The sequence below is a fragment of the Streptomyces sp. NPDC002574 genome (assembly GCF_042889545.1).
GTDB lineage: Bacteria > Actinomycetota > Actinomycetes > Streptomycetales > Streptomycetaceae > Actinacidiphila.
In genome coordinates this window covers 74,402-99,992 of the sequence record NZ_JBIARB010000004.1, presented here as the reverse complement: position 1 = coordinate 99,992, position 25,591 = coordinate 74,402, and the positions used below count along the sequence as shown (strand labels likewise).

Genomic DNA, 25,591 nt, shown 5'->3' with positions numbered 1-25,591 from the left:
GCTGTCAGCTGCAGCCGCTGGTCGAGCCGCAGCCCTCGCAGAGGTAGCAGCTGCCCGCGCGGCGCATCTTCGTGCCGCAGGAGAAGCAAAGCGGGGCGTCGGCGTTGAGGCCGAGCTGGATCTCCAGGAGTTCGGTGGAGTTGTGCGCGGCCTTCGGCGCCGGGGCCGCGGCGGCCTCGGTGACGACTTCCTCGGGGGCCGCGGCCGGCTTGGCCGGCGGGGCCTCGGTCTGGCGCGGGGCGGACTGCGCCAGGCCCTCGACGTCGACCTCCTCGGCGGTCGGCTCGTAGGAGCCGGTGTCGAGGTGGCGCTTGCGCTCCCCGGCGGAGTGGATGCCGAGCGCGGAACGCGTCTCGAAGGGCAGGAAGTCCAGCGCCAGGCGGCGGAAGATGTAGTCGACGATCGACTGGGCCATCCGCACGTCCGGGTCGTCGGTCAGACCGGCCGGCTCGAAGCGCATGTTGGTGAACTTCGAGACGTAGGTCTCCAGCGGCACGCCGTACTGCAGACCGACGGAGACGGCGATGGAGAAGGCGTCCATCATGCCCGCGAGGGTGGAACCCTGCTTGGACATCTTGAGGAAGACCTCGCCGAGACCGTCGTCCGGGTAGGAGTTGGCGGTCATGTAGCCCTCGGCGCCGCCCACCGTGAAGGAGGTGGTGATGCCGGGACGGCCCTTGGGGAGCCGGCGGCGGACCGGGCGGTACTCGACGACCTTCTCGACCGCGGCCGGAGCCTGGGCCGGCGCCTCCTCGGTCTTCTTCCCGTCGTTCTTCTTCTTGGCCGAGAGCGGCTGGCCGACCTTGCAGTTGTCCCGGTAGATCGCGAGCGCCTTGAGGCCGAGCTTCCAGCCCTCGTAGTAGATCTCCTCGATCTCCTCGACGGTCGCCGACTCCGGCATGTTGACCGTCTTGGAGATGGCGCCGGACAGGAACGGCTGGGTCGCGGCCATCATCCGGACGTGGCCCATCGGCGCGATGGAGCGCTCGCCCATGGCGCAGTCGAAGACCTCGTAGTGCTCGGGCTTCAGGCCGGGCGCGTCGATGACGCTGCCGTGCTCGGAGATGTGGGCGACGACCGCCTCGATCTGCTCCTGCTGGTAGCCCAGGCGGAGCAGGGCCTGCGGGACCGTGTTGTTCACGATCTGCATGGAACCGCCGCCGACCAGCTTCTTGAACTTGACCAGGGCGAGGTCCGGCTCGATCCCGGTGGTGTCGCAGTCCATCATCAGGCCGATGGTGCCGGTGGGCGCCAGCAGGGAGGCCTGCGCGTTGCGGAATCCGTTCTTCTCGCCGAGGCGCAGGACGTCCTGCCAGGCCTCGGTGGCCGCGGCCCAGACCGGGGTGTCCAGGTCGTCCATCCGCGGGGCGACGGCGTTGGCGTCGGAGTGCTGCTTCATCACACGCTTGTGCGCGGTGGCGTTGCGGGCGTAGCCGTCGTACGGGCCGACGACCGCGGCCAGCTCGGCGGAGCGCTTGTAGGAGATGCCGGTCATCAGCGAGGTGATGGCACCGGCGAGCGCGCGGCCGCCCTCGGAGTCGTAGGCGTGGCCGGTCGCCATGAGCAGCGCGCCGAGGTTGGCGTAGCCGACGCCGAGCTGGCGGAAGGCGCGGGTGGTCTCCCCGATCTTCTGGGTCGGGAAGTCCGCGAAGGAGATGGAGATGTCCATCGCGGTGATGACGAGCTCGACGACCTTGGCGAAGCGCACCGCGTCGAAGCGCTGGGTGCCCTTGCCGTCGTCGTCGAGGAACTTCAGCAGGTTGAGCGAGGCGAGGTTGCAGGACGAGTTGTCCAGGTGCATGTACTCGCTGCACGGGTTGGACGCGGTGATGCGGCCGGTCTCCGGCGTCGTGTGCCAGTGGTTGATGACGTCGTCGTACTGGATGCCGGGGTCGGCGCAGGCCCAGGCGGCCTCCGCCAGCTTGCGGAACAGCCCCTTGGCGTCGACCTCCTCGATGACCTCGCCGGTCATCCGGGCGCGCAGGCCGAACTTCTCGCCGTTCTCGTACGCCGTCATGAACTCTTCGTTCACGCGGACGGAGTTGTTGGCGTTCTGGTACTGGACGGACGCGATGTCGTCGCCGCCCAGGTCCATGTCGAAGCCCGCGTCGCGCAGGGCCCGGATCTTCTCCTCCTCCTTCACCTTGGTCTCGATGAAGGCCTCGACGTCCGGGTGGTCCACGTCGAGCACGACCATCTTGGCCGCGCGCCGGGTGGCGCCACCGGACTTGATGGTGCCGGCGGAGGCGTCCGCGCCGCGCATGAAGGAGACCGGGCCGGAGGCGTTGCCGCCGGAGGAGAGCAGCTCCTTGGAGGAGCGGATGCGGGAGAGGTTCAGGCCGGCGCCGGAGCCGCCCTTGAAGATCATCCCCTCTTCCTTGTACCAGTCGAGGATCGACTCCATGGAGTCGTCGACGGAGAGGATGAAGCAGGCGGAGACCTGCTGCGGCTGGGCGGTGCCGACGTTGAACCAGACCGGCGAGTTGAAGCTGAACACCTGGTGGAGCAGGGCCCAGGTCAGCTCGTGGTCGAAGATCTCGGCGTCGGCGGGCGACGCGAAGTAGCCGTGGTCCTCACCGGCCTTGCGGTAGGTCTTCACGACGCGGTCGATGAGCTGCCGCAGGCTGCTCTCGCGCTGCGGCGTGCCGACCGCGCCGCGGAAGTACTTGCTGGTGACGATGTTGACCGCGTTCACCGACCAGGAGTCGGGGAACTCCACGCCGCGCTGCTCGAAGTTGATCGAGCCGTCGCGCCAGTTGGTCATGACGACGTCACGACGCTCCCAGACCACCTCGTCGTAGGGGTGCGTCCCCGGGGTGGTGTGGATGCGCTCGATGCGCAGACCCTTGCCGGGCGCCGTGCCCGCCGCGCCCGCCGTCTTGCCGGACTTGGCGCGGGAACCCCGTGCCGGGCCGCTCGTCGTCTCTGTCATGTGCCGCCTCCCAATACAGGCATTACATCTAAAACGCCTTGAAGCGCCGCGATCTTCCCGCGGCGATGGTGTTCCACGGCCGGAACACCCCTGCGGGTGCCCGGCAAATCTGAGGTGTCCGCCGGCCCTAGTCGGCGGCGACGACGGGCGAGGGGACAGCGTTGTCCCGGTCCCGTTCGCCGGTGTCGGTCGATGACCCCCGGTCGCGCAGCTCGGCGATCGCGGCCTCGAAGTCCTCGAGCGAGTCGAAGGCCTGGTAGACCGAGGCGAAGCGCAGATAGGCGACGAGGTCCAGGTCCTTCAGCGGGCCGAGTATGGCCAGGCCGACGTCGTGGGTCGACAGCTCGGCGCTGCCCGTGGCACGCACCGCCTCCTCGACGCGCTGCCCGAGCTGGGCGAGTGCGTCCTCGGTGACGGGGCGGCCCTGGCAGGCCTTGCGGACTCCGGCGATGACCTTGTTGCGGCTGAAGGGTTCGGTGACCCCGCTGCGTTTGATGACCATCAGCGAGGCCGTTTCCACGGTGGTGAAGCGGCGGCCGCAGTCGGGACACTGCCGGCGACGGCGGATCGACGTGCCGTCATCGGTGGTCCGGCTGTCGACGACGCGGCTGTCGGGGTGTCGGCAGAAGGGGCAGTGCATCGATTCCCTCTCCCTCCCTCACCCACGGTGAGCACACGACGATATGACGCGAGGAACCCCGGGGGGCCTCGCGAAGCAGCCACAAGCATAGGCGATCCGGGAGGGCCCGAAGACCCGGGGACCACTACTTGTGGGGCCTGCCCCCTATCCAACCACTAGATCTGGTGGCCTGGGGCTCATGTGCGCCAATCCGGCGGAGCGCGTGTCGCGGCCCGTCGACGGGACGGGAGCCTACGCGACACCACGCCTCACGGAAGCGGCGGGGCACAAGTGACACACTGGGTGTACGGATCGTCACGGCTCGCGCATCATGGAAGCCGGGGCGGGGCGGGTGAACGCCCGGAACGGGACCGGGCGGGCCGGGGAACGGCGCGGGGGTGGCAGACCAGCCGAATCCCGTGTGCGCGGCGGGGATTGGACAGCGGATTCCCGGGAAGAATCGAATTCGTATTCGATCTATATCATCGGTGCCTTGATCTTGTCAGCGGAACTGTGGAAATTCACTCGAACGTGTGTTTGGCGCAACCTTTCGAAAGCAACTACCGTTGTCCTACTAGGGAGAACATCTCGAGAGGGGCCGCCGTGACCACCACCGCCGACAGCGCCACACTGACCGCCCATGACCGCCCCCAGGACCGGCTACGCCCGATGGATGCGATGAACGACGAGACCACCAAGCCCGCACGTGCGCTTCCCGGACGACCTCCAGGAATCCGCGCGGACAGTTCCGGACTGACCGACCGGCAGCGCCGGGTCATCGAGGTCATCAGGGACTCGGTGCAGCGCCGTGGGTACCCGCCGTCCATGCGGGAGATCGGCCAGGCCGTGGGTCTGTCGAGCACCTCGTCGGTCGCCCATCAGCTGATGGCCCTGGAACGCAAGGGGTTCCTTCGCCGGGACCCGCACCGGCCCCGCGCCTACGAGGTGCGCGGCTCCGACGCCGCGCAGGCGCAGCCGACCGACACCGCGGGCAAGCCCTCGGCGTCGTACGTACCGCTGGTCGGCCGGATCGCCGCCGGTGGCCCGATCCTCGCCGAGGAGTCGGTCGAGGACGTCTTCCCGCTCCCCCGCCAGCTGGTGGGGGACGGCGAACTGTTCGTGCTCAAGGTCGTCGGCGACTCGATGATCGAGGCCGCCATCTGTGACGGGGACTGGGTGACGGTGCGCCGTCAGCCGGTCGCCGAGAACGGCGACATCGTCGCGGCGATGATCGAGGGCGAGGCCACGGTCAAGCGCTTCAAGCGCGAGGACGGCCATGTGTGGCTGCTCCCTCACAACTCCGCGTACCAGCCCATCCCGGGCGACGAGGCGACCATCCTCGGCAAGGTGGTGGCGGTGCTGCGCCGGGTCTGACCCACGACCCGCCCGTGACCGGGCCCCGGGACCTCTGCGCCGGTTCCGGGGCTCGTCTGTGTGCGGGCGGGGCCTAGGGCGTCTTCGCCTTCGCTGAGGCGTCGATGGCGGCGAGCGACTTGCGGACCTGATTGCGGTCCGTGGTCTGCCAGAAGTCCGGCATCGAGGCCTTGATGAAGCTGCCGTAGCGGGCCGTGGCGAGCCGCGGGTCGAGTACGGCGACCACGCCCCGGTCCCCGGCCGCGCGCACCAGGCGGCCGGCCCCCTGGGCCATCAGCAGCGCCGCATGTGTGGCGGCGACCGCCATGAAGCCGTTGCCGCCCTTCTCCTCGACCGCCTTCTGACGCGCGCTCATCAGCGGGTCGTCCGGCCGGGGGAAGGGAATCCGGTCCATCACCACGAGTTGGCAGCTGTCCCCCGGCACATCCACGCCCTGCCAGAGCGAGAGCGTGCCGAACAGGCAGGTGCCGGGGTCGGCGGAGAAGCGGCGGATCAGCTCACCCAGCGTCTCCTCGCCCTGGAGCAGGATCGGGTGGTCGATCCGGCCGCGCAGCGCCTCGGCGGCGGCCTGGGCCGCCCGCATCGAGGAGAACAGTCCGAGGGTGCGCCCCCCGGCCGCCTCGATCAGCTCGGTCAGTTCGTCCAGCATGTCCTCGCGGCCGCTGTCCCGGCCGGGCTGGGACAGATGGCGCGCGACGTAGAGGATGCCCTGCTTGGGGTAGTCGAAGGGCGAACCGACGTCGAGGCCCTTCCAGGCCGGGAGTTCGTCCTCGCCCTCCGCGGCCACGGTGCCTTCCGGCGGGAGGCCGAGCGAGGCCGCGACGCCGTTGAAGTCGCCGCCCAGACGCAGCGTGGCCGAGGTCAGCACGACGGAGCGTTCGGTGAACAACTTCTCGCGCAGCAGCCCGGACACGCTCAGCGGGGCCACCCGCAGCGAGGCTCCGAAACGGTCGTGGCGCTCGTACCAGACGACGTCCCACTCGGAGCCCTCGACGATGCGCTCGGCGACCTCGTGGACGTTCTCGGCCGAGGCGAGCGCCATCTTGCGGACGGCGTCCTCGTCCTGCACGGAACGGTCGCGGGTCTCGCCGAGCGAGGTGATGACCAGCCGGCAGGCGTCGCGCAGCGCCATCAGGGCGTAGCGCAGGTCCTCCGGCAGCTCCTCCAGCCGCCCGGGGAGCGCCAGTTCCATCAGCCGCTCGAAGCCCTCGGAGGCACTCATCAGCGCGTCCGCGGCCTTCTCGTTGACCAGTTTGGCGGCCAGCCGGACCGTGCGGTTGACCCGGCCGGGGGCGAGCTCGCCGGTGGCGACGCCGGTGACCCGTGAGACCAGTTCATGGGCCTCGTCGACGATCAGCACCTCGTGGGACGGCAGGACCGGCGCGCCCTCGAGGGCGTCGATCGCCAGCAGCGCGTGGTTGGTGACGACGACGTCGGCCAGTTTGGCGCGCTCGCGGGCGGCCTCGGCGAAGCACTCGGCGCCGTACGCGCAACGGGAGGCGCCCAGGCACTCCCGGGAGGTGACGGCGACCTGCTGCCAGGCGCGGTCGGAGACGCCCGGGGTCAGGTCGTCACGGTCACCGGACTCGGTCTCGTCCGCCCAGTCCCGCAGCCGCAGCAGGTCCTGGCCCAGCTTGCTGGTGGGCGCCGCGGCCTCGAACTGGTCGAAGAGACCGGCCTCGCCCGTGTCCTCCTCCCGCGGCACGCCCTCGTGGAGCCGGTGCAGGCACAGATAGTTCGACCGGCCCTTGAGCATCGCGAACTGCGGCTCCCGCCGCAGCAGCGGATGGAGGGCGGTGACGGTGCGCGGCAGGTCGCGTTCCACCAGCTGGCGCTGCAGCGCCAGGGTCGCGGTCGCGACGACCACGCGCTCCCCGTGCGCGAGGGCGGGCACCAGGTAGCCGAGGGACTTGCCGGTGCCGGTGCCGGCCTGGACCAGCAGGTGGGAGCCGTCGTCGACGGCATCGGCGACGGCTTCGGCCATGGTGACCTGGCCGGGTCGCTCCACGCCGCCGACCGCGGTGACGGCGGCGTGGAGGAGGTCGGTGAGGGCGGGCTTCGCGGGCTGTGTCATAGCAGGACCACCCTACGGGGCGGCACCGACAACGCAGGCGGCGGCGGAATTCCCCGGGGCCCGGCGCCCCGCGCCGTCCGTCTCAGAGGACGTGCCGCAGGGCGCGCTCGCGGATGAGCAGGGCGGCGCGTTTGCCGGGCATCTGCACTTCCGCCGAGAACCGGAACCCCGCGGCGAGGAAGGCCGACACCGAGGGGGTGTTGCGCAGGTCGGGCTCGGCGACCACCCGGGCGCAGCTCGGGCGGTGCTCCAGGACATGGTCGGCGACGGCGCGCAGCAGGATGCCGCCGAGGCCGCGGGCGCGGTCGGAGACGCGGCCGATGAGCAGGTGGAGCCCGGTGTCGTGGGGGCGGGCCGGGTAGTAGCGCGCGAGGGGGTCCAGGTCGGCCCGGTAGATCTCCCAGTAGCTCATGGGGACGCCGTCGAGCACGCCGATGCACGGCACGCTGCGCCCGTCGCCGTCGAGCTGCGCGCGCAGGTGGCGCTCGGCGACCGCGGGGGCGCCCGCAAGCTGCCAGAACGCGGCGACGGCGGGGTCGTTCATCCAGCGGCTGACCACCGGCAGATCGCGCTCGGGGCGGGCAGGGACGAGGTGGAAGGTGCCGGCCCGGGTGTCCACCGGGCCCCAGTCGGCGACCCCGTCGAGGAGGTCGTCGAGCGCGGCCGGGCGGCCGGCGTGGTCGTCGGCGGTGACGTCCTCCGCGAAGAGGGCGCGGAGCTCGGGGGGCAGTTCCAGATCCAGGGTGTCGTCCGGGCCGGGGGTTCCCGCGGCGCCGGCGGCGCCGGGGGTGCCCGGGTCCTGCGAGGTGGCGGCGCGGCCGGTGCGACCGGTGTGGGTGTTGGAGTCGGCGGCCGTCATGGCGGCTGCTGCCTCCTCTCTTCGTGGCCTCCGCGGTCAGCCGCGGAGGGGGTTGGGGACGGTGACGTACACGGACTGGGTGTCGACGGGGCCGACGAGTTCGTCCAGGCCGTGCAGCCGGGTGAGCAGGTTGGCCTTGCACCGCAGCTCCGGCGCCTCCAGCAGGTGTGCCGGCAGCGGGGAGCGGCCGCCGGCGGCAGCCTTGCCGAGGAAGCCGCGGAAGGCGGCCAGCAGCACCCGCTCGTCGGCGAGGCGCTGGGAGCCGAAGGCCCCGATGAGGCCGAGGACGTTGTTGATGCCGAGGTAGTAGGCGAGGCGCTCGTCGGCGACGGTGTCGGGGACGAAGGTGTCGCTCACGGCGCCGACGCCGGGCAGGCACGCCTCCAGGGCCGTGCGGGCGCTCTCGCGGAAGTAGTAGCCCTGGTTGTCGCGGTAGCGGCCGCCGGCCGGCCAGCCGTGGGCGTCCAGCGCCACGAGGGTGTTCTGCTGGTGGGCCTCCAGGGCGATGCCGGCCTCGCCGTCGAGCCACAGCACCGGGCGCACGACCGCGTCGAGGTAGCGCAGGAACCACTCCGCCGACACCGCCGCGGCGGGCCGTCCGCTGCGTGCCGCCAGGGCCCCTACGAGTTCGGCGAGGCGCGAGGCCATGCCCGGTCCGCCGTCGGGCGCCGGCCGCGGCGCGGTGAGGCCGGCGACGCAGGCCACGTCGTCGACGGGCCCGAAGGGGTTGTGCCGTACGACGACGTCGAGGCCGCGGACGGGCGCGCCGCCGTCCGGGGCGTCGACGGCGAGCCAGGCCGGGTCGCGCACGATGTCGAAGCCCGGGTGGGCCAGGTGCCAGCGTTCGGCGAGGCCGGCTCGCAGCAGACGGTGCACCTCGACGCCCCGGTGGAGCTCCTTGCGGAGGTTCTCGCGGCGGGAGTTGGTGATGCGTACCGCCAGGGAGAGCTTGAGCATCGCGGCCGTGCCGGGCCGCAGGACCGTGCGCACGGAGGACGTCGGGTACCACGGCTCGCCCGCCGTGCCGAGGTCGTGCAGCAGGCCGGCCTCCAGCAGCGCCCGCACGTCGGGACGGTGCCCGAGGTCGCGGGCCTGCCAGGGGTGCAGCGGCAGCGGCACGGTGCCGGGCGGGAGCCGCCGGACGACGTCGGGGCCCGCCAGGCGGGCCATCAGCAGGGGGGCCGGCACGGTGCGCCCGCGCTCGGTCCACGCGGAGTCGTCGGCCAGGACCGCGCGGTCCACCGCCGCCCAGTGCAGGGCGAAGCGTCCGCGCTGTTCAGGCGCGTAGGCGGCGGATTCGGCCTCGCCGACTCCTTCGCGGCTCTTCGGCGTGGGGTGCAGGGGGTGGCCGAGGACGAGGGCCTGCTCGGCGTCGAGGAACGGGATCGTGCCGGGCGGCGCGGCCGGGCGTGCCCGGCGCTCGGCGACGATCGCCGCGGTCCGGCGGACGGAGTCCGCGACCCGCGTCACCAGGTCGGCGCCGTCGGGCCCGGGGGCGGCCGCCTCCCGGGCGAGCAGAGCCGCGAGGGTCACCGCGCCGACGGCCTGGCCCGCGGCGGCCAGGCGCGGGGGCCCGAAGAGGTGGTGCCCGGTGGGCGACCAGTGGAGGACCGGCACCCGCAGTTCGGTGCCGGTCGCGGGCAGCGGCACGCACAGGGTGCCGCCCCGCGGTGCCGGCAGGCCCGTCTCCCGTACCCAGCACCGCAGCAGGGCTTCGGTACCGGCCGCGTCGGCGACGGCGTACGGGTCGCCGGACTCCTCGTGCCGGGCCTGCGGGGGGACCGTGGGCGGGCTCCCGACGGCGAAGCGTGCGGTCATGCGATGGCTCCTGAGGGGTCGGCGTGGCGGCGCGCGGGGCCGGCGGCGTCCGGGGTCACGAGGGGATTCACGTCCGGCTCGCGGTGGCCGCCGTCAGGGCGTCGGCCAGACGGTCGAGGACGGCCTCGGCCTGCTCGTCGGTCATGGTGAGCGGAGGCAGCAGACGGACAACGCTCGCGTCGCGCCCGCCGAGTTCGACGATGAGGCCGCGGTCGAGGGCGGCGCCGCGGACGGCGGCGGCCAGCCGGGGTGCGGCCGGCGGGACTCCGTGGACGGTGGCGGTGCCCTCGGGGTCGACGAGTTCGACGCCGAGCATGAGACCGCGCCCCCGGACGTCCCCGACGCAGGGGTGGGCCGCGGCGAGGTCGCGCAGCCGGGCGAGCATGCGCGCTCCCAGGGCGGCGGCGCGCGCCGCCAGGCCCTCGCGGAGCACATGGGTGAGGGTGGCGGTGCCCGCGGCCATGGCGAGCTGGTTGCCGCGGAAGGTGCCGGCGTGGGCGCCGGGCCGCCAGACGTCGAGGTCCTCGTGGTAGACGACGACGGCGAGCGGCAGGCTGCCGCCGATGGCCTTGGCCAGCACCATCACGTCCGGCACCACACCACTGTGGTCGACGGCCCAGAAGGCCCCGGTCCGGCCGACGCCGGTCTGCACCTCGTCGGCGATGAGGGGGATGCCGCGGGCCCGGGTCACGGCGCGCATGCGGCGCAGCCAGGCGTCGGGGGCGGGGATGACCCCGCCCTCGCCCTGGACCGGTTCGAGGAGCATCCCGGCGGGTGGCCGGATGCCGCCCTTGGGGTCGTCGAGCAGACTCTCCGTCAGCCGGGCCGACAGTTCGGCGCCCTGCTCGCCGCCGACGCCGAACGGGCAGCGGTAGGCGTACGGGTACGGGAGCCGGGTCACACCGGCATCGGCGCCGCCCCCCGCCACGCCCCGTACGGCGGTGTCGCCGGTGACGGCCAGCGCGCCGGCCGTCATGCCGTGGTATCCGCCGGAGAAGGCGAGCAGGCCGTCGCGTCCGGTGGCGGTGCGTACGAGCTTGAGGGCGGCCTCGACGGCGTCCGTGCCGGCCGGGCCGCAGAACTGCACCCGCGCGTGCTCGGCGAGTTCGCGGGGCAGCGTCTCGAACAGGGCGGTGGTGAAGGCGTCCTTGACGGGCGTGGCCAGGTCCAGCACGTGCAGCGGGGCCCCGGAGTCCAGGACGGCGCGGATGGCCTCCACCACGACCGGGTGGTTGTGGCCGAGCGCGAGGGTGCCCGCGCCGGAGAGGCAGTCGAGGTAACGGCGGCCGTCGGCGGCCTCGATGGTCATCCCGTGGGCGCGCACGGGCACGACCGGCAGTGAACGGGCGTAGGTGCGCGCCGCCGACTCGCGCAGCGACTGCCGTCGCAGGATGCCCTCGGCGTCGCCGAAGTCCTCCTCGTGCACCGCCAGTCGGTCCGGTGCGCTCGGCATGGCGGCCACGTGCTCACTCCTCGGTGTCGGGTGCTGCGTCCCCGCAGCTACCAACGACGGCACACGCGCACGGCAACTGTCTGTGCGGGAGATCTCGCGCCGGAACCGTCCGCCCGGCCCTTGCCGTCCCTCTTCCCGGGGCATACGACGTCCAGGAGTGGGCACAGTTGGGCATTGCCCTTCAGCGAGCAACCGACATGTTCACAACAGGGGGATCGCAACCGATGCCATCGATACGCCGGTTGACCGTGGCGGCGACAGCGGCCGCATTGCTCGCCGTCACGATGACCGCCTGTGGCGGGTCCGACGACAACGCCGATGCCAAGCCCAGCCCCACGGCGGCCGCGTCGTCCGACGACAGCGGGCTCCAGCTGCCCACCGACCTACCCACCACCCTTCCCACCAGCCTCGACGACCTGGACAAGTGGGCGGACGCGCTGCAGAACGGCGGCTGGAAGGACTGGGACAAGGACAAGTGGCTGCGGGACGCGGCCGACTTCATCAACCCCATCATCAAGGACCTCTGGGACGCCGACCGGCTCCGCAAGGCCGACGGGACCCCGGACGACGAGCAGACGGCCGACGTCCGGCAGGCGGACGACGGCACCACCGACCCCGAGCCCGCCCCGATCAGGGCGCAGCGGCTGGCGACCCCGTTCCACGACGCCTCACCGGCGACCGGCAAGCTGCTCTTCGACATGCCCGACGGCCAGGCGGTCTGCTCGGCGACCGTGGTGAGCGACCCGGCGAACCCCGGCAAGAGCAACCTGGTGTGGACGGCCGGCCACTGCGTGCACGCGGGCGCCGCGGGCGGCTGGTACCGCAACATCGTCTTCGTGCCCTCCTTCAACGACGGGGGCCTGAGCGGCTCGGCACTGCAGAACGCCACCAAGGACCAGCTCGCCCCGTACGGCACCTGGTGGGCGACGAAGGCCGGCACCTCGCAGCAGTGGATCGACGGGGGCGGCGAGTCCTCGGAGACCAGCTCGGCCTACCCGTACGACTTCGCGGTGCTGAAGGTGACCAACCCGGACTCCACGACGTCCCTGGAGGAGACGGTCGGCGCCTCTGTGCCGGTCTGGTTCGACGCGCCCACCTCGGCCGGCATCGACTCCATGGACGTCCGCGGCTACCCGGCGGCGGCGCCCTTCGACGGCTACGGCTACCAGCAGTACCACTGCGCGGGCGACCCGGTGCGGCTGGCACTGACCAAGGGCGCGCCGACCATGCACTGGCTCGGCTGCACGATGACGGCCGGCGCCTCGGGCGGCGGCTGGTTCGCCAAGGAGCCGGACGGCAGGCTCGCGCTGGTCAGCAACACCTCGATCGGGCCGCAGGACAGCCCCCGGTGGCTGGCCGGACCGCACCTGGGCCGCGAGGCCGAGACGATCTTCGACGGCGTGCGCGGATAGCGCCCGGCAGGAGACGCCGCAGGGCCCGCCCCATGGAGGGGGCGGGCCCTGCGGCGTCGTACTGGCCTGCTCAGCGGCGCGCGGCGAGCGCGAACGGCTCGAGTTCCGCGGCCAGCTCGTCGTGGACGCGGGCCTTGAGCAGCGTGCCGTCGCCGGTGTGCTCCTCGGAGAGCACCTCGCCGTCGGAGTGCACCCGGGCGACGAGCGCGCCGCGGGTGTACGGCACCAGGGCCTCGATCTCGACGGCGGGCCGCGGGAGCTCGTCGTCGATCATCGCCAGCAGCTCCTGGATGCCGCGCCCGGTGCGGGCGGACACCGCGATGGAGTGCTTCTCGCGGCGCAGCAGCGACTGCAGCACCACCGGGTCGGCCGCGTCGGCCTTGTTGATCACCACGATCTCGGGCACGTCCATCGCGCCGACGTCGCGGAAGACCTCGCGGACCGCGGCGAGCTGCTCGTCCGGGTTCGGGTGCGAGCCGTCCACCACGTGCACGATGAGGTCGGCGTCGGCGACCTCCTCCATGGTGGAGCGGAAGGCCTCGACCAGGTGGTGCGGCAGGTGCCGCACGAAACCGACGGTGTCGGCCAGCGTGTAGAGCCGGCCGCTCGGGGTCTCCGCCCGGCGCACGGTCGGGTCCAGGGTGGCGAACAGCGCGTTCTCCACCAGGACGCCCGCACCGGTGAGCCGGTTGAGCAGTGAGGACTTGCCGGCGTTGGTGTAACCGGTGATCGCCACCGAGGGCACCTTGTGGCGCTTGCGCTCCTGGCGCTTGAGGTCGCGGCTGGTCTTCATCTCCGCGATCTCCCGGCGCATCTTGGCCATCTTCTCGCGGATGCGCCGCCGGTCGGTCTCGATCTTGGTCTCACCGGGACCACGGGTGGCCATGCCGCCGCCCGAGGAGCCGGAGCCACCGCCACCCATCTGCCGGGACAGCGACTGACCCCAGCCGCGCAGGCGCGGCAGCATGTACTGCATCTGCGCGAGCGAGACCTGGGCCTTGCCCTCACGGCTCTTGGCGTGCTGGGCGAAGATGTCGAGGATCAGCGCGGTCCGGTCGACCACCTTGACCTTGACGACGTCTTCCAGGTGGATGAGCTGGCCGGGGCTGAGCTCACCGTCGCAGACCACGGTGTCGGCGCCGCTCTCCATCACGATGGCGCGCAGTTCCTGCGCCTTGCCGGAGCCGATGTAGGTGGCCGGGTCCGGCTTGTCGCGGCGCTGGATGACGCCGTCGAGGACGAGGGCGCCCGCGGTCTCGGCGAGGGCGGCGAGCTCCGCGAGGGAGTTCTCCGCGTCGCGGACGGTGCCGTCCGTCCAGACACCGACGAGCACGACCCGCTCCAGGCGGAGCTGTCGGTACTCGACCTCGGTGATGTCCTCCAGCTCGGTGGACAGACCCGCCACACGGCGCAGAGAGGCACGTTCCGAACGGTCGAACTGTTCGCCGTCACGCTCCCCGTCGATCTCGTGACTCCAGGCGACGTCCTCTTCCATCAGGGCGTCGGCCCGAAGGCTCTCGGGGAGGCGCTGGCGGCTGCTTGCAGAGCTCGAAGAGGAAGAAGAGGAGGTCATTGGATCCTTTGCTCGGAGAGGAATCGATGTGCGCGGCGCTCACGCCCCGCACACAGGCCACAACGTCCGGCGGGACCGGGAGATTCCCCCGGCCGGGCCGCGGCGGCGTCGCCGTAGGTAGATGGTCGCACGCCGGTCGCCGCCCGGTCACGCGACTTTCGCGGGCGCGGGTGCGGCCCCGGAGCGGTGTGCGCCGTGCGGGCCGGCGTGCGGGCTGCCGTGGGAGTGGCCGTGGGACTGGGCGTGCGGGCCGGCCTGGGGTCCCGGTCCGGCGGGGGCCGACTTCCAGTCGGGGTGGCCCGGCATCGGCGGGGTGGTGGGCCCGTACAGCCAGGCCCGCAGGAAGGGACCGAGGTCGCGGCCCGCGGTCTCGGAGGCCAGCTCGATGAAGTCGCCGGTCGAGGCGACACCGTCGCGGTGCCGGGTGACCCAGGCGCGCTCCAGCTCCTGGAAGACGTCGGCGCCGATCTCCTGGCGGAGCGCGTAGAGGGCCAGCGCCCCGCTGAAGTAGACGTTGCCGCGGAAGATGCTGAGCTTGGCCTGCGCTCCGGGGTTGCCGGGCACGAGCGGGTGGGCCGGCGGGCCGCCGGCGCGGCGCAGTTCGCCGTCGATCTCGTAGGCGCTCCTGGCGAGCTTGTCCAGGGTGTACTCGTGGTACTTCTCGGCGCCGTAGCGCCACTGGTACCAGGTGGCGTGGCCCTCGTTCAGCCACAGGTCGGACCAGGTCGCGGGGCTCACGCTGTCGCCGAACCACTGGTGGGCCAGCTCGTGCACCATCACCGGCGTGGCGTCGGCCTCGCGGGCCAGCAGGACGCGGCGCTCGAAGAGCGACAGGGTCTGCGTCTCCAGCTCGAACCCGGTGATCGTGTTGGCGCTGAGGATGCCGTACGTCTCGAAGGGGAACGGGCCGACCTGCTGCTCCATCCACGCGATCTGGTCCGCGGTCAGCGCCAGCCGCTTCTCCAGCACCGCCCGCTCCGGGTCGGCGGCGTCCAGGACGTCGCGCAGCGGCAGGCCGCCCGGCCCCGTGCGGTGCAGGACGGCGCTGTGCCCGATGGAGACCTGGGCGAGCTCGGTGGCCATGGGGTGGGCCGTGCGATAGGTCCACGTGGTGGTGGCGCCCCGGGTGAGCGAGGGCTCGGGCATGCCGTTGGCGACGACCGTGAGGTCCTTGGGAGCGGTGACGTGGAAGGCGAACCGCGCCTTGTCCGAGGGGTGGTCGTTGCAGGGGAAGACGGTGTGGGCGGCGCTGGCCTGGTTGGCCATGACCAGCCCGTCCTTGGTGGGGATCCAGCCGCTGTCGTCCTTGGTGGTGGGATCACTGGTGTGGACGACGGTGATCTCCATCCGGCCGCCCACGGGGACGGGGACGAACGGGGTGACGACCAGTTCCTCGCGCTCGGTGGTGAACCGGGCGGGCCGGTCGTTGACCTCGACCGAGCTCACGGTGCCCCGGGCGAAGTCGAGGTGGAAGCTCTCCAGGGTGTCGGTGGCGAGCGCGTCGATGCGGGTGACGGCGCTCAACGGCCGGTTGTTGCCGTGGTAGGTGAACGAGATGTCGTAGTCGTGGACGTCGTACCCGGGGTTCCCGAGCTCGGGGTAGAGCCGGTCGCCGATACCGTTGGAGGTCGTGTCGCCGCCGGGCAGTCCCGCCGCAGTGAGCGCGATCACCGCGGCCGCGGTGAGGGCGCCGCGGCGCGCAAAGGATCCGATCATGGGACATCGGTATCAGCGCACCGTGCCCCGCAGGTGGCGGCGCGTCAGCACCCCACCCGATCGGGTAGTCCTCAGACCTGTGGAGTGGCCACGGCGCCCTGGGCGCGGTACACGTCGTAGACCCCGGGCACGGCGCGCATGGCGCGCATCAGGGCGGACAGCGATCCCGGGTCGGGCAGTTCCACGGTGTACGTGTGGCGTACCCGGTGCTCCTGCGGGGGCTCCACGGCGGCGTAGACGATGGCGACACCCTGGCCGGCGATGACCTCGGTCAGGTCGGCGAGCAGTCGCGGACGGCCCAGCGCCTCGGCGTACAGCGTGGCGCGGTGGCCCGCGCCGGGGGCGTCGTGGCGCCAGCGGACGGCGACCGGGGCGCGGCCGGAGTCGACCATGCGGGCGCTGACCGGGCAACCGGCGCGGTGCACGGCCACCGTGCCGCCGCGGATGACGAAGCCGGTGATCCCGTCGGGCGGCACGGGTGTGCAGCAGCGGGCCATCCGCACGGTGCCGCCGGGCGGGTCGGTGTCGGCGGCCTCCGCGAGCGGGTCGGCCGTACGGCGCGTGAGCGTCCCGGCGGCGCGGACGGCGGGCGTGGCCGGCTGCTCGTCGGCGCCGGCCGCCGGGTGGGCCTCCAGCCACCGGCTGATGGCGATGCGGGCGGCGGGGGTACGGGCGTGCTCCAGCCAGTCCGGCGACGGTCCTGAGGCCTCGCCGCCGGTGTTGTGGGCCATGAGCAGTTGCAGGGTGTCGCCGTCCTTCAAGGGAGTGCGCAGCGGCGCGAGCCGGCCGTTGACCCGCGCGCCGACGACGGCGTGGGCGGCCTCGCCGTGCAGGGCGTAGGCGGCGTCGGTGCACGTGGCGCCGTCCGGCAGCCCCACCGTGCCGCCGTCGGCGGAGAAGACGGTGATCTCCCGGTCCTGGGCGAGCTCGTCGCGCAGGGTGCTCCAGAAGAAGTCCGGGTCGGGGGCGTCGCGTTGCCAGTCCAGCAGCCGGGCGAGCCAGCCGGGCCGGGTCGGGTCGACACGCTCGCCGTCGGCGCCCTCGGCGGCCTCGCCCGCCGTGTACGGATTGCCCAGCGCGATCACGCCGGCCTCGGCGGCAAGGTGCATCTGCCGGGTGCGGATGAGGACTTCGGCGATGCGGCCGTCGGTGTCGCGGACGGCGGTGTGCAGCGACTGGTAGAGGTTGAACTTCGGGGCCGCGATGAAGTCCTTGAACTCCGCGACGACCGGGGTGAAGCAGGTGTGCAGCTCACCGAGCACGGCGTAGCAGTCGGCGTCCTCGGTGACCTGGATCAGTACACGGCCGAAGTCGCTGCCGCCGGGCTGCGCGCCGCCCCGCTTGAGCGCCACGCGGTGCACCGACACCACGTGCCGCGGCCGGACGTCGACCTCGGCGCCGATGCCGGCGTCCCGCAGCACCCGGCGCACGTCCTCGGCGACGGCGGACAACGGGTCGGGCAGGGCGGCGTGTTCGAGGATCAGATCGGTGGTGCGGCTGTACTCCTCGGGATGCAGGATGGCGAAGACCAGGTCCTCCAGCTCGGTCTTCAGCGCCTGGACGCCGAGGCGTTCGGCGAGCGGGATGAGCACGTCACGGGTGACCTTGGCGATGCGCGCCTGTTTCTCGGGGCGCATGACGCCGAGGGTGCGCATGTTGTGCAGCCGGTCGGCGAGCTTGATCGACATCACGCGGACGTCGTTGCCGGTGGCGACCAGCATCTTGCGGAAGGTCTCGGGCTCGGCCGCGGCCCCGTAGTCGACCTTCTCCAGCTTGGTGACCCCGTCGACCAGGAAGCGCACCTCCTCGCCGAACTCCTCACGTACTTGGTCCAGCGTCACATCGGTGTCCTCGACGGTGTCGTGGAGGAGCGAGGCCGTCAAGGTCGTGGTCTCCGCACCGAGTTCGGCCAGGATGAGGGTCACCGCGAGCGGGTGCGTGATGTACGGCTCACCGCTCTTGCGCATCTGGCCGCGGTGCGAGGACTCGGCGAGCTCGTACGCCTTGCGCAGGATGGCGAGGTCGGCACCGGGGTGTCGCAGGCGGTGCACCTTGGCGATGTGCTCGATCGCGTCCGGCACCCGCCCCCGGCCCCCGGGACCGAGCAGGGCCGCACGCCCCAGCCGGCGCAGGTCCGCCGCCCGCGGGATGCGCCTGCGCCCCTCGGAGTTCGGGGCGGCTTCCACTGCGTTGTCTGGGCTCATACGGGCACCTCCGGCAGCGTCGACCGGCGGCGGGATGGCTTCCGTGCCGGTGCTTGATGCTACCGAGCCCATCACGTGCCGCTGCCACGCTCTCGCCCAGCGTGATCGGCATCACCCGTTCGAGCGAATGAACACCCCGGAGGACGGGTATGCTTATGCGCCCTCGTGCAGCCACGCCGGGTCGATCACGCCCGTGGCGACGATGACCGCCGGTCCGGTCATCTCGACTGTGCCGTCCGGGTGTTCGGTGACGGACAGGCGCCCACCGGGCACGTCCACGGTGTAGGTCTGCGGACGACCCGTCACGGCCGGGTCGAGCCCGTCACGGCGGGCCGCGGCGACCATGACGGCGCAGGCACCCGTGCCGCAGGACCGGGTCTCGCCGGAGCCGCGCTCGTGGACCCGCATGGCGACGTGACCGGGGCCGCGGTCGACCACGAACTCGACGTTCACGCCGTCCGGGTAGGCCGCGGCGGGCTCCCAGACCGGGGACGTCAGCAGGTCGCCGGCCTCGGCGAGATCGTCGACGAACGCGACGGCGTGCGGGTTGCCCATGTTCACGTTGCGGGCCGGCCAGCGGCGCTCGCCGACAAAGACCTCGACGCCGCCCTCGGGCAGCACGACACGTCCCATGTCCACGGTGACGTCGCCGTTCTTGGCGAGGTGCGCCCGCCGCACTCCGGCACGGGTGGCGATCGGGAGGTCACCGGCCTCGGCGAATCCGGCCCGCTCCAGGTAGCGGGCGAAGACCCGGACGCCGTTGCCGCACATCTCGGCGATGGTGCCGTCGCCGTTGCGGTAGTCCATGAACCACTCGGCCTCCGCGGCCATGGCCGCGGCCTCGGGGTGCTTCGCGGAGCGGACCACCCGCAGCACGCCGTCCGCGCCGATCCCGGCCCGGCGGTCGCAGAACCGGGCGACCATGGCGGCGGTCAGGTCCAGCTCCCCGTCGTGGTCGGGGACGATCACGAAGTCGTTCTCCGTACCGTGCCCCTTGAGGAACGGCAGGCCCTGCGGTGCGGCGGTGGTCATGCACCGATCCTACGGGTCAGCGCAGGCGGGCGACGCGCCAGAAGGCCAGCAGCGCCAGCACGACGATCACGGCCGCGTACAGGGCGAGGTAGCGCCAGTCGGGGCGCCGTTCGGAGCCGCGGGCGGGCAGGCCCGGCCACGTGTAACCGACCCTGCGGGCGGCCATCAGGCCCCAGCCGGCCGCGCAGCAGCCCAGCAGGAAGCCGAGCATGGCGACGACGGCACCGCCGTCGCCGGTCTCGAAGGCCAGCGGGAAGGCGAACATCAGCGAGCCGAGCGCGCCCAGGGCGACGATCGGGGCGATCTGCCACACGCGCAGACGGCGCTCGGGGCGCAGCTCACGGAAGGACTGCTCCTCCTCCGCGAGGGTCTGTGCGTCGAGCGGGTCCTCCAGGGGTCCGTCGACCACGAGGCGGTCGTGTTCCGCGTCCGCGGCACCCTCCACCTGCTCCGGTTGCGGTCCGTTGCGAGGGCCGGCTTCCATCGCCACGCGCCCTCCAAAGAGTCCGACATCGTAGCCCGATGCTCGATGATGGCACGCTCGAAGTGGCGTCAAGTGCCGCTGGGGCGTCCCGATGCCATCACGTGATCAGGCTGTGACCGCTGGGCCGGGCCGGGCCGAACAGGGCGAGCGCCTGGGTCACCAGTTCCTCTCCGCGGCCGCCGAGCCAGTGCACACGGCGGTCCCGGCGGAACCACGAATCCTGACGGCGCGCGAAGCGTTTGGTGGCACGCACGGTCTCGTCGCGCGCCTCCTGCTCGGTGCAGGCGCCCAGGAATGCGGCGAGAACCTGCTGGTAGCCGAGCGCCCGGGAGGCGGTCCGCCCCTCGCGGAGGCCGGCGGCCTCCAGCGCCCGCACCTCGCCGACCAGCCCGGCGTCCCACATGCGGTCGACCCGCAGCGCGATCCGCTCGTCGAGCTCGGGGCGCGGGACGTCGACGCCGATCTGGACGGTGTCGTAGACCGACCCCTTGGAGTGGGCGTCGGGCAGGTTCGCCGTGAAGGGGCGGCCGGTGATCTCCACGACCTCCAGGGCCCGCACCACGCGCCGCCCGTTGCTGGGCAGGATCGCGCGCGCCGCCTCGGGGTCGACCGCGGCCAGACGGGCGTGCAGCGGCCCGGAGCCCCGCTCCTCCAGCTCGGCCTCCAGACGGGCCCGCACATCGGGGTCGGTGCCGGGGAAGTCCAGGGCGTCGATCGCGGCGCGCACGTAGAGACCGGAGCCGCCGACGAGGACGGCGCTGCGCCCGGCCGCCAGCAGACGGTCGATCTCGGCCCGGGCCAGGCGCTGGTACTCGGCCACGCTGGCCGCCTGCGTGACGTCCCAGATGTCCAGGAGATGGTGCGGGACGCCGTGCCGCTCGTCCTCGGCGAGCTTGGCGGTGCCGATGTCCATGCCTCGGTACAACTGCATGGAGTCGGCGTTGATCACCTCACCGTCCAGGGCCCGGGCCAGGGCGACACCGAGGTCGGACTTGCCGGCGGCCGTGGGGCCGACGACGGCGATCACGTGGGGGGCGTCGTTCTTCACGTGCACAGTTTCGCAAATCCCGGCGGGGCGGATTCACCCCCGGACGAGTAGCATCATCAAACAGAAAAGGTCATTTCAGGCCATTCCACGCAGGGGACGGTGAGCCATGAGCCTCATGGACACGTTGAAGGCCAAGGCCGAACAGGCCAGGGCCAAGGCCGGGGATTTCGTGGAACGCCACGGGGACGCGATCGAGTCCAAGCTCGACAAGGTCGCGCACACGGTCGACGAGAAGACCAAGCACAAGTACAGCAGCAAGATCGACACGGGCGTGGACAAGACCAAGGGCGCCCTGGGTCAGATGAAGGACAAGCGGGACTAGGACCAGACCGAGACGAAGTAGCCCACGCCGTAGGGCGCCTCGTCGTAGAGCAGCGCGCCGCCGAGTCCGGCCTGCTCCCCCGCCCCGGCCAGGACCTGCCACGGCGCGCGTCCCGCGGCCTGCAGCTCACCCGCCAGCCCCGCGTCCAGCTCGGCCAGTGCCGCCGTGTCGGCGGCGCCCAGCGCGCGTGCGACGGACGCGTCGAAGGCCTCGGCGCGGTCGTCCAGGTAGCCGGGGGCCTTGAGGGTGCGGCAGTTGCTGCCGTCGCCCATGACGAGCAGCGCGACGCGGTCGGCCAGCTCCGCCAGACCTCGGCCCAGCTCCAGCATGCGGCCGGCCGGGGCGTCCTCGGGCACCGCGCACCCGTGCAGGGGCGCGGCCAGGCGCGTGTCGTCCAGCAGTGCGGCCGCGACCACCAGCGCCGGCGCCAGCGGCTCGGGGTCCGAGCCGTCGCCCAGGCGCACCGCGCGGTTCACCCCGTACGGGCGCAGCGACCCGGTGCCGCCGCCCTCCCAGACGTGGGAACTCTCCCCCGTAGCGACCGCGCCGACCACGACCAGCAGGTCAGGGCGGGCCGCGGCGACCACGGCCAGCGCGTCGGCGCAGGCGGCGCGCAGGGTGTCCAGCTCGGCGGACGCGCCCGAGGCGACCTCGGGAACGAGCAGCGGCGGGCAGGGGCAAACGGCGGCGGCGACCAGCATGATCGGAAGCCTAACGCGCGCCGGCTCAGTACCCCTCGGGCACACGGTCCCGGGGCGTGGCCGCCACCGAGGCGTCCTTGCTGTCGGCGATGAGCTCGGCCACCGTGAAGCGGCAGATGTAGGTCGTGGTCATGCCCTCGTTGACCTGCAGCAGACCGTCCCCGGTGCGGTACGTCCAGCTGCGCCGCACGCTCAACGGCTTCCGGGGCCGGAAGGCCTGCGCCGTGCGCTCCAGGGCGCGCAGCGCGTCCTCACGGCTGCCGTCGGCATGGCCGAGGAGGTCGAACTCCCACCGCCTGCCCTCGCCGCTGCCGGCGGTCTCCTCGACGAACAGTCCCCAACGGCTCATGCCGTCCCCCCTCGGATTCCTGTGGTGTGCACCCGCCGGGCCCCCGCCCGGTCAGTGGGTGGCGCAGCCCGGCGAGGCCGCGGGCATCGGCGCCGGGACGCCGATCGTCGGCAGCCCGAGCATGACGCCCGCGGGCTGGGCGGCCGCGGCCGTGGTGCGGCGCTCCCAGGCGTCGCCGGCCGGGGTGCGGCGGACGGCGAGGGCGGGGCGCTCCGCGAGCAGGTGGTGCGGCGCCGCGTAGGTGATCTCGGCGGTCACCATGTCACCGGGGCGCACGGGCTCCGCCGGCGGCGCGAAGTGCACCAGGCGGTTGTCGCCGGCGCGGCCGGACAGGCGGTGCGTGGCGTCGTCCTTGCGGCCCTCGCCCTCGGCGACCAGGATCTCCAGGGTCCGGCCGACCTGCTTCTTGTTCTCCTCCCAGGAGATCTCCTCCTGGAGCGCGACCAGGCGCTCGTACCGCTCCTGCACGACGGCCTTGGGCACCTGGCCGTCCATCTCGGCGGCGGGGGTGCCGGGGCGCTTGGAGTACTGGAAGGTGAAGGCCTGGGCGAACCGGGCCTCGCGCACCACGTGCAGCGTCTGCTCGAAGTCCTCGTCGGTCTCGCCGGGGAAGCCCACGATGATGTCGGTGGAGATGGCGGCGTCCGGCATGGCGGCGCGCACCTTCTCGATGATGCCGAGGTAGCGGTCCTGCCGGTACGAGCGGCGCATGGCGCGCAGCACCGTGTCGGAGCCGGACTGCAGCGGCATGTGCAGCTGGTGCATCACGTTCGGGGTCTCGGCCATGGCCGCGATCACGTCGTCGGTGAAGTCGCGCGGGTGCGGGGAGGTGAAGCGGACGCGCTCCAGGCCGTCGATCGCGCCGGTGGCGCGCAGCAGCTTGCTGAAGGCCTCGCGGTCGCCGATGTCGGAGCCGTACGCGTTGACGTTCTGGCCGAGCAGCGTGACCTCGACGACGCCCTCGGCGACCAGGGCCTCGACCTCGGCGAGGATGTCGCCGGGGCGGCGGTCCTTCTCCTTGCCGCGCAGCGCCGGGACGATGCAGAAGGTGCAGGTGTTGTTGCAGCCCACCGAGATGGACACCCAGGCCGCGTACGCGGACTCCCGCCGGGTCGGCAGGGTGGAGGGGAAGGTCTCCAGCGACTCGGCGATCTCGACCTGGGCCTCCTCGGCGACCCGGGCGCGCTCCAGCAGTACCGGCAGGCTGCCGATGTTGTGGGTGCCGAAGACGACGTCGACCCAGGGGGCCTTCTTCACGATCGTGTCGCGGTCCTTCTGCGCCAGGCAGCCGCCGACGGCGATCTGCATGCCCGGGCGGGCCGCCTTGTACGGGGCGAGGCGGCCGAGGTTGCCGTACAGGCGGTTGTCGGCGTTCTCGCGCACCGCGCAGGTGTTGAAGACCACGACGTCCGCGGACACCGTGCCGTCGGCGTCCTTGGGCGCGCGAACGTAGCCGGCCGCCTCCAGGAGGCCTGCCAGCCGTTCGGAGTCGTGGACGTTCATCTGGCACCCGTAGGTGCGGATCTCGTAGCTCTTCACACCCTGCTCTTCACGCTGCACCCAACCAGGGTAAGGGGGCGCCGGAGGCGCTCGCGCTCACGTTCCCCCCGGGACGGGTACGAGGCGGTGCGCGTTCCCGTCCGGGACGACCGTCCCGGCGGTGGGCGGCGGGAAGTGCGTGCCCAGGAGCAGCGTCCCCGTGCCGGCCAGGCGGTCGAGCAGTGCGCGGCGGCTGCGGACGGACAGCGCGGGGTCGGTGTCGGTGGGGCTGGTGAGGCCGGGCCGCGCGATCTGCACGGGATGGTGCACGCTGTCGGCGCCGATCACGGCGGTCCGGCCGGCGCCCCGCACCTCGACGGCCACCTGTCCCGGGGTGTGGCCCGGCACCGGCAGCAGCCGGATCCCGGGGGCGGGCTCGGCGGGCCCGTCGCCGACGTCCACCAGGTCGAGCAGCCCGGCGTCGCGCACCGGGTGCACCGAGTCACGGAGAACCTGCCGGTGGGCCGCGTCCGCCGCCGGGCCGGCCCAGTGGTCCCACTCGGCGCGCGAGACGACGTGGCGCGCGTTGGGGAAGGTGGGGACCCATCCGCCGCCGTCGTCGCGGGTGTTCCAGCCCACGTGGTCGGTGTGCAGGTGGGTGAGGATCACCAGGTCGACCTCCTCGGGCGGGAACCCCGCGCCGGCCAGGCGCAGCAGGTAGGCGGTGTCCAGCCGGTCCCAGGCCGGGTCGTCGCGCGGTTTCCCGTTGCCGATGCCGGTGTCCACCAGGACGTTCAGCCCGTCCCCCGCCAGGCGAACGTGTGGCTGTGCAGCCGCAGCGTGCCGTCCTGCCGGGCGAAGTCGGGAAGCAGCCAGGGCACGGCGGTCACGACGTCCGGGGTGGCCCCGGGGAGCAGCCGCGCCCCGGTCGACGGCGGCAGGGCGGTCTCGTCGACCCGGCGGACGACGAGGCCGCCGAGGTCCCAGGCGGCCGAGGTGTGCATCCGGTGCCTCCGGTACGACGGGCGGGACGCGGTCGTCCTCCGAGCGTAACGACGCCCCGGCCACCGCGGGCGCCCCGGCGCCGGCGGCGGGCGCTGGCCAGGGCGGGAGGCGGCTGGCAGTATCGCCCGGATGGAGGTTCCCCGTATCGGCAGGCGCCGGGTCGTGCAGGCGGTGCTGGCGGCTGCCGCGGCGACGGCGCTGCTGGTGTGGTGGCTGCTGCCCGCGGAGGGCCCGTCGTACCCGACCGGGGCCGTGTCGTTCTCGACCGGGTCGCGCAACGGCGTCTACGAGACCTACGGCAAGCGGCTCCAGCCCTACCTGCGCACCGATCTGCCGGGCGTGCGGGTGCGGCTCGTGCCGTCCGAGGGGTCGGTGGACAACGTGCGGCGGGTGGCCACCGGGCAGGCGGACTTCGCGATCGCGGCGGCCGACGCCGTCGCGGACTACCGGGGCGAGGGGGCCGGACGGCTGCGGGCGTGCGCGCGGCTGTACGACGACTACATGCAGCTGGTGGTGCCCGCCGACTCCGAGGTGCGGTCGGCGAAGGACCTGCGGGGGCTGCGCGTCGGGGTGGGGCAGCCCAGTTCCGGGGTGAACCTGATAGCGCGGCGGCTGCTCACCGCGGCGGGCCTGGGGCACGAGAAGGACGTGCGCCGGGAGCCGGTCGGCATCGACACGGCGCCCCAGCTGCTGCGCGAGGGCAAGCTGGACGCGTTCTTCTGGTCGGGCGGACTGCCGACGAAGGCCGTGACGGATCTGGCGGAGAGGTCCGACGTCAAGCTGGTCCAGCTCGGCGACCTGGTGACCGCCCTGCACTCCGGGGACGACGAGTCCGGCTACTACCGGCAGGCCGTCATGCCCGCGGACGCCTACCCGATGATCGAGGGCGGGCAGGCGGTGCAGACGATCGCCGTGGCCAACCTGCTGATCACCACGGACCGGCAGGACACCGGGCTGGTGGAACGGCTCACCAGGACGGTCATCGACAGCCGGGACCGGATCGGCCAGGAGGTGCACGCCGCGCAGCTGGTGGATCTGCGGACCGCCGTCTTCACCGACCCGCTGCCGCTGCACGCGGGGGCCGAGCGCTACTACCGCTCGGTGAAGCCGTAGGCCCGGTAAGCGGCGTTCCGTCCG

At 72.8% G+C, this 25,591-nt stretch carries 19 protein-coding genes and 1 pseudogene; 4 read left to right on the top strand and 16 right to left on the bottom strand.

What is annotated here, in order from left to right:
• Nucleotides 1-4: 4 nt before the first annotated feature.
• Nucleotides 5-2,932 carry a vitamin B12-dependent ribonucleotide reductase gene (locus ACFYXS_RS10325; protein ID WP_389245998.1) on the bottom strand — a complete coding sequence of 976 codons (2,928 nt, stop codon included), beginning with the start codon at nucleotides 2,930-2,932 and terminating at the stop codon, nucleotides 5-7.
• Nucleotides 2,933-3,059: 127 nt separating this feature from the next.
• Nucleotides 3,060-3,572, bottom strand: a complete 513-nt coding sequence (gene nrdR, locus ACFYXS_RS10320; protein ID WP_389245996.1) for a transcriptional regulator NrdR — start codon at nucleotides 3,570-3,572, stop codon at nucleotides 3,060-3,062.
• Between the two features lie 582 nt (nucleotides 3,573-4,154).
• On the opposite strand from nrdR, the gene lexA reads away from it, so the two are divergent.
• Nucleotides 4,155-4,925 carry a transcriptional repressor LexA gene (gene lexA, locus ACFYXS_RS10315; RefSeq protein ID WP_319659169.1) on the top strand — a complete coding sequence of 257 codons (771 nt, stop codon included), beginning with the start codon at nucleotides 4,155-4,157 and terminating at the stop codon, nucleotides 4,923-4,925.
• 73 nt (nucleotides 4,926-4,998) lie between these two features.
• On the opposite strand, the gene ACFYXS_RS10310 is transcribed toward lexA, so the two are convergent.
• From ACFYXS_RS10310 to ACFYXS_RS10295, 4 genes are all read right to left on the bottom strand, one after another.
• Nucleotides 4,999-6,999, bottom strand: a complete 2,001-nt coding sequence (locus ACFYXS_RS10310) for an ATP-dependent DNA helicase (RefSeq protein ID WP_389245994.1) — start codon at nucleotides 6,997-6,999, stop codon at nucleotides 4,999-5,001.
• An 82-nt stretch (nucleotides 7,000-7,081) separates the two neighbouring features.
• Nucleotides 7,082-7,858 carry a GNAT family N-acetyltransferase gene (locus tag ACFYXS_RS10305; RefSeq protein WP_389245992.1) on the bottom strand — a complete coding sequence of 259 codons (777 nt, stop codon included), beginning with the start codon at nucleotides 7,856-7,858 and terminating at the stop codon, nucleotides 7,082-7,084.
• 36 nt (nucleotides 7,859-7,894) lie between these two features.
• Complete coding sequence (locus ACFYXS_RS10300) at nucleotides 7,895-9,676, bottom strand: IucA/IucC family protein (RefSeq protein ID WP_389245990.1); 1,782 nt, start codon at nucleotides 9,674-9,676, stop codon at nucleotides 7,895-7,897.
• Nucleotides 9,677-9,743: 67 nt separating this feature from the next.
• Nucleotides 9,744-11,129 carry a diaminobutyrate--2-oxoglutarate transaminase family protein gene (locus tag ACFYXS_RS10295; protein ID WP_389246870.1) on the bottom strand — a complete coding sequence of 462 codons (1,386 nt, stop codon included), beginning with the start codon at nucleotides 11,127-11,129 and terminating at the stop codon, nucleotides 9,744-9,746.
• Between the two features lie 224 nt (nucleotides 11,130-11,353).
• Here ACFYXS_RS10295 and ACFYXS_RS10290 point away from each other — a divergent pair, with 224 nt between their 5' ends.
• A complete protein-coding gene (locus tag ACFYXS_RS10290; protein ID WP_389245988.1) occupies nucleotides 11,354-12,541 on the top strand; it encodes a trypsin-like serine peptidase in 1,188 nt (395 codons plus the stop codon).
• Nucleotides 12,542-12,611: 70 nt separating this feature from the next.
• Here ACFYXS_RS10290 and hflX read toward each other — a convergent pair whose 3' ends face one another.
• The 6 genes from hflX to miaA all read right to left on the bottom strand — a co-directional run bounded on the left by hflX (nucleotide 12,612) and on the right by miaA (nucleotide 20,598).
• Entirely contained in the window at nucleotides 12,612-14,114 is a 1,503-nt protein-coding gene (gene hflX, locus ACFYXS_RS10285) for a GTPase HflX (RefSeq protein WP_389245986.1), read from the bottom strand.
• A 147-nt stretch (nucleotides 14,115-14,261) separates the two neighbouring features.
• Nucleotides 14,262-15,830, bottom strand: a complete 1,569-nt coding sequence (locus ACFYXS_RS10280; protein WP_389245983.1) for a M1 family metallopeptidase — start codon at nucleotides 15,828-15,830, stop codon at nucleotides 14,262-14,264.
• Between the two features lie 71 nt (nucleotides 15,831-15,901).
• Nucleotides 15,902-18,034, bottom strand: a complete 2,133-nt coding sequence (locus tag ACFYXS_RS10275) for a RelA/SpoT family protein (RefSeq protein ID WP_389245981.1) — start codon at nucleotides 18,032-18,034, stop codon at nucleotides 15,902-15,904.
• A 153-nt stretch (nucleotides 18,035-18,187) separates the two neighbouring features.
• Nucleotides 18,188-19,066 (bottom strand): diaminopimelate epimerase, encoded by an 879-nt coding sequence (gene dapF, locus ACFYXS_RS10270; RefSeq protein WP_389245979.1) that lies wholly within the window; start codon nucleotides 19,064-19,066, stop codon nucleotides 18,188-18,190.
• Nucleotides 19,067-19,082: 16 nt separating this feature from the next.
• Nucleotides 19,083-19,550, bottom strand: coding sequence for a hypothetical protein (locus tag ACFYXS_RS10265; protein WP_389246868.1), 468 nt, complete (start codon nucleotides 19,548-19,550; stop codon nucleotides 19,083-19,085).
• Nucleotides 19,551-19,647: 97 nt separating this feature from the next.
• Nucleotides 19,648-20,598: a tRNA (adenosine(37)-N6)-dimethylallyltransferase MiaA gene (gene miaA, locus ACFYXS_RS10260; protein WP_389245977.1), complete on the bottom strand. Its 951-nt coding sequence runs from the start codon at nucleotides 20,596-20,598 to the stop codon at nucleotides 19,648-19,650.
• 106 nt (nucleotides 20,599-20,704) lie between these two features.
• Here miaA and ACFYXS_RS10255 point away from each other — a divergent pair, with 106 nt between their 5' ends.
• Nucleotides 20,705-20,920 (top strand): antitoxin, encoded by a 216-nt coding sequence (locus ACFYXS_RS10255; protein WP_389245975.1) that lies wholly within the window; start codon nucleotides 20,705-20,707, stop codon nucleotides 20,918-20,920.
• On the opposite strand, the gene ACFYXS_RS10250 is transcribed toward ACFYXS_RS10255, so the two are convergent.
• From ACFYXS_RS10250 to ACFYXS_RS10235, 4 genes and pseudogenes are all read right to left on the bottom strand, one after another.
• Nucleotides 20,917-21,621 (bottom strand): class III extradiol dioxygenase subunit B-like domain-containing protein, encoded by a 705-nt coding sequence (locus ACFYXS_RS10250; protein ID WP_389245973.1) that lies wholly within the window; start codon nucleotides 21,619-21,621, stop codon nucleotides 20,917-20,919. The two genes, ACFYXS_RS10255 and ACFYXS_RS10250, sit on opposite strands and share 4 nt — an antisense overlap.
• 25 nt (nucleotides 21,622-21,646) lie before the next feature.
• A complete protein-coding gene (locus ACFYXS_RS10245) occupies nucleotides 21,647-21,970 on the bottom strand; it encodes a hypothetical protein (RefSeq protein WP_389245971.1) in 324 nt (107 codons plus the stop codon).
• Nucleotides 21,971-22,021: 51 nt separating this feature from the next.
• Complete coding sequence (gene miaB, locus ACFYXS_RS10240) at nucleotides 22,022-23,530, bottom strand: tRNA (N6-isopentenyl adenosine(37)-C2)-methylthiotransferase MiaB (protein ID WP_389245970.1); 1,509 nt, start codon at nucleotides 23,528-23,530, stop codon at nucleotides 22,022-22,024.
• Nucleotides 23,531-23,566: 36 nt separating this feature from the next.
• A pseudogene (locus tag ACFYXS_RS10235) lies at nucleotides 23,567-24,453 on the bottom strand (MBL fold metallo-hydrolase).
• Nucleotides 24,454-24,583: 130 nt separating this feature from the next.
• Between ACFYXS_RS10235 and ACFYXS_RS10230 the strand changes: the two are divergent.
• A complete protein-coding gene (locus ACFYXS_RS10230) occupies nucleotides 24,584-25,567 on the top strand; it encodes a TAXI family TRAP transporter solute-binding subunit (protein ID WP_389245968.1) in 984 nt (327 codons plus the stop codon).
• The last annotated feature ends 24 nt before the right edge of the window (nucleotides 25,568-25,591 follow it).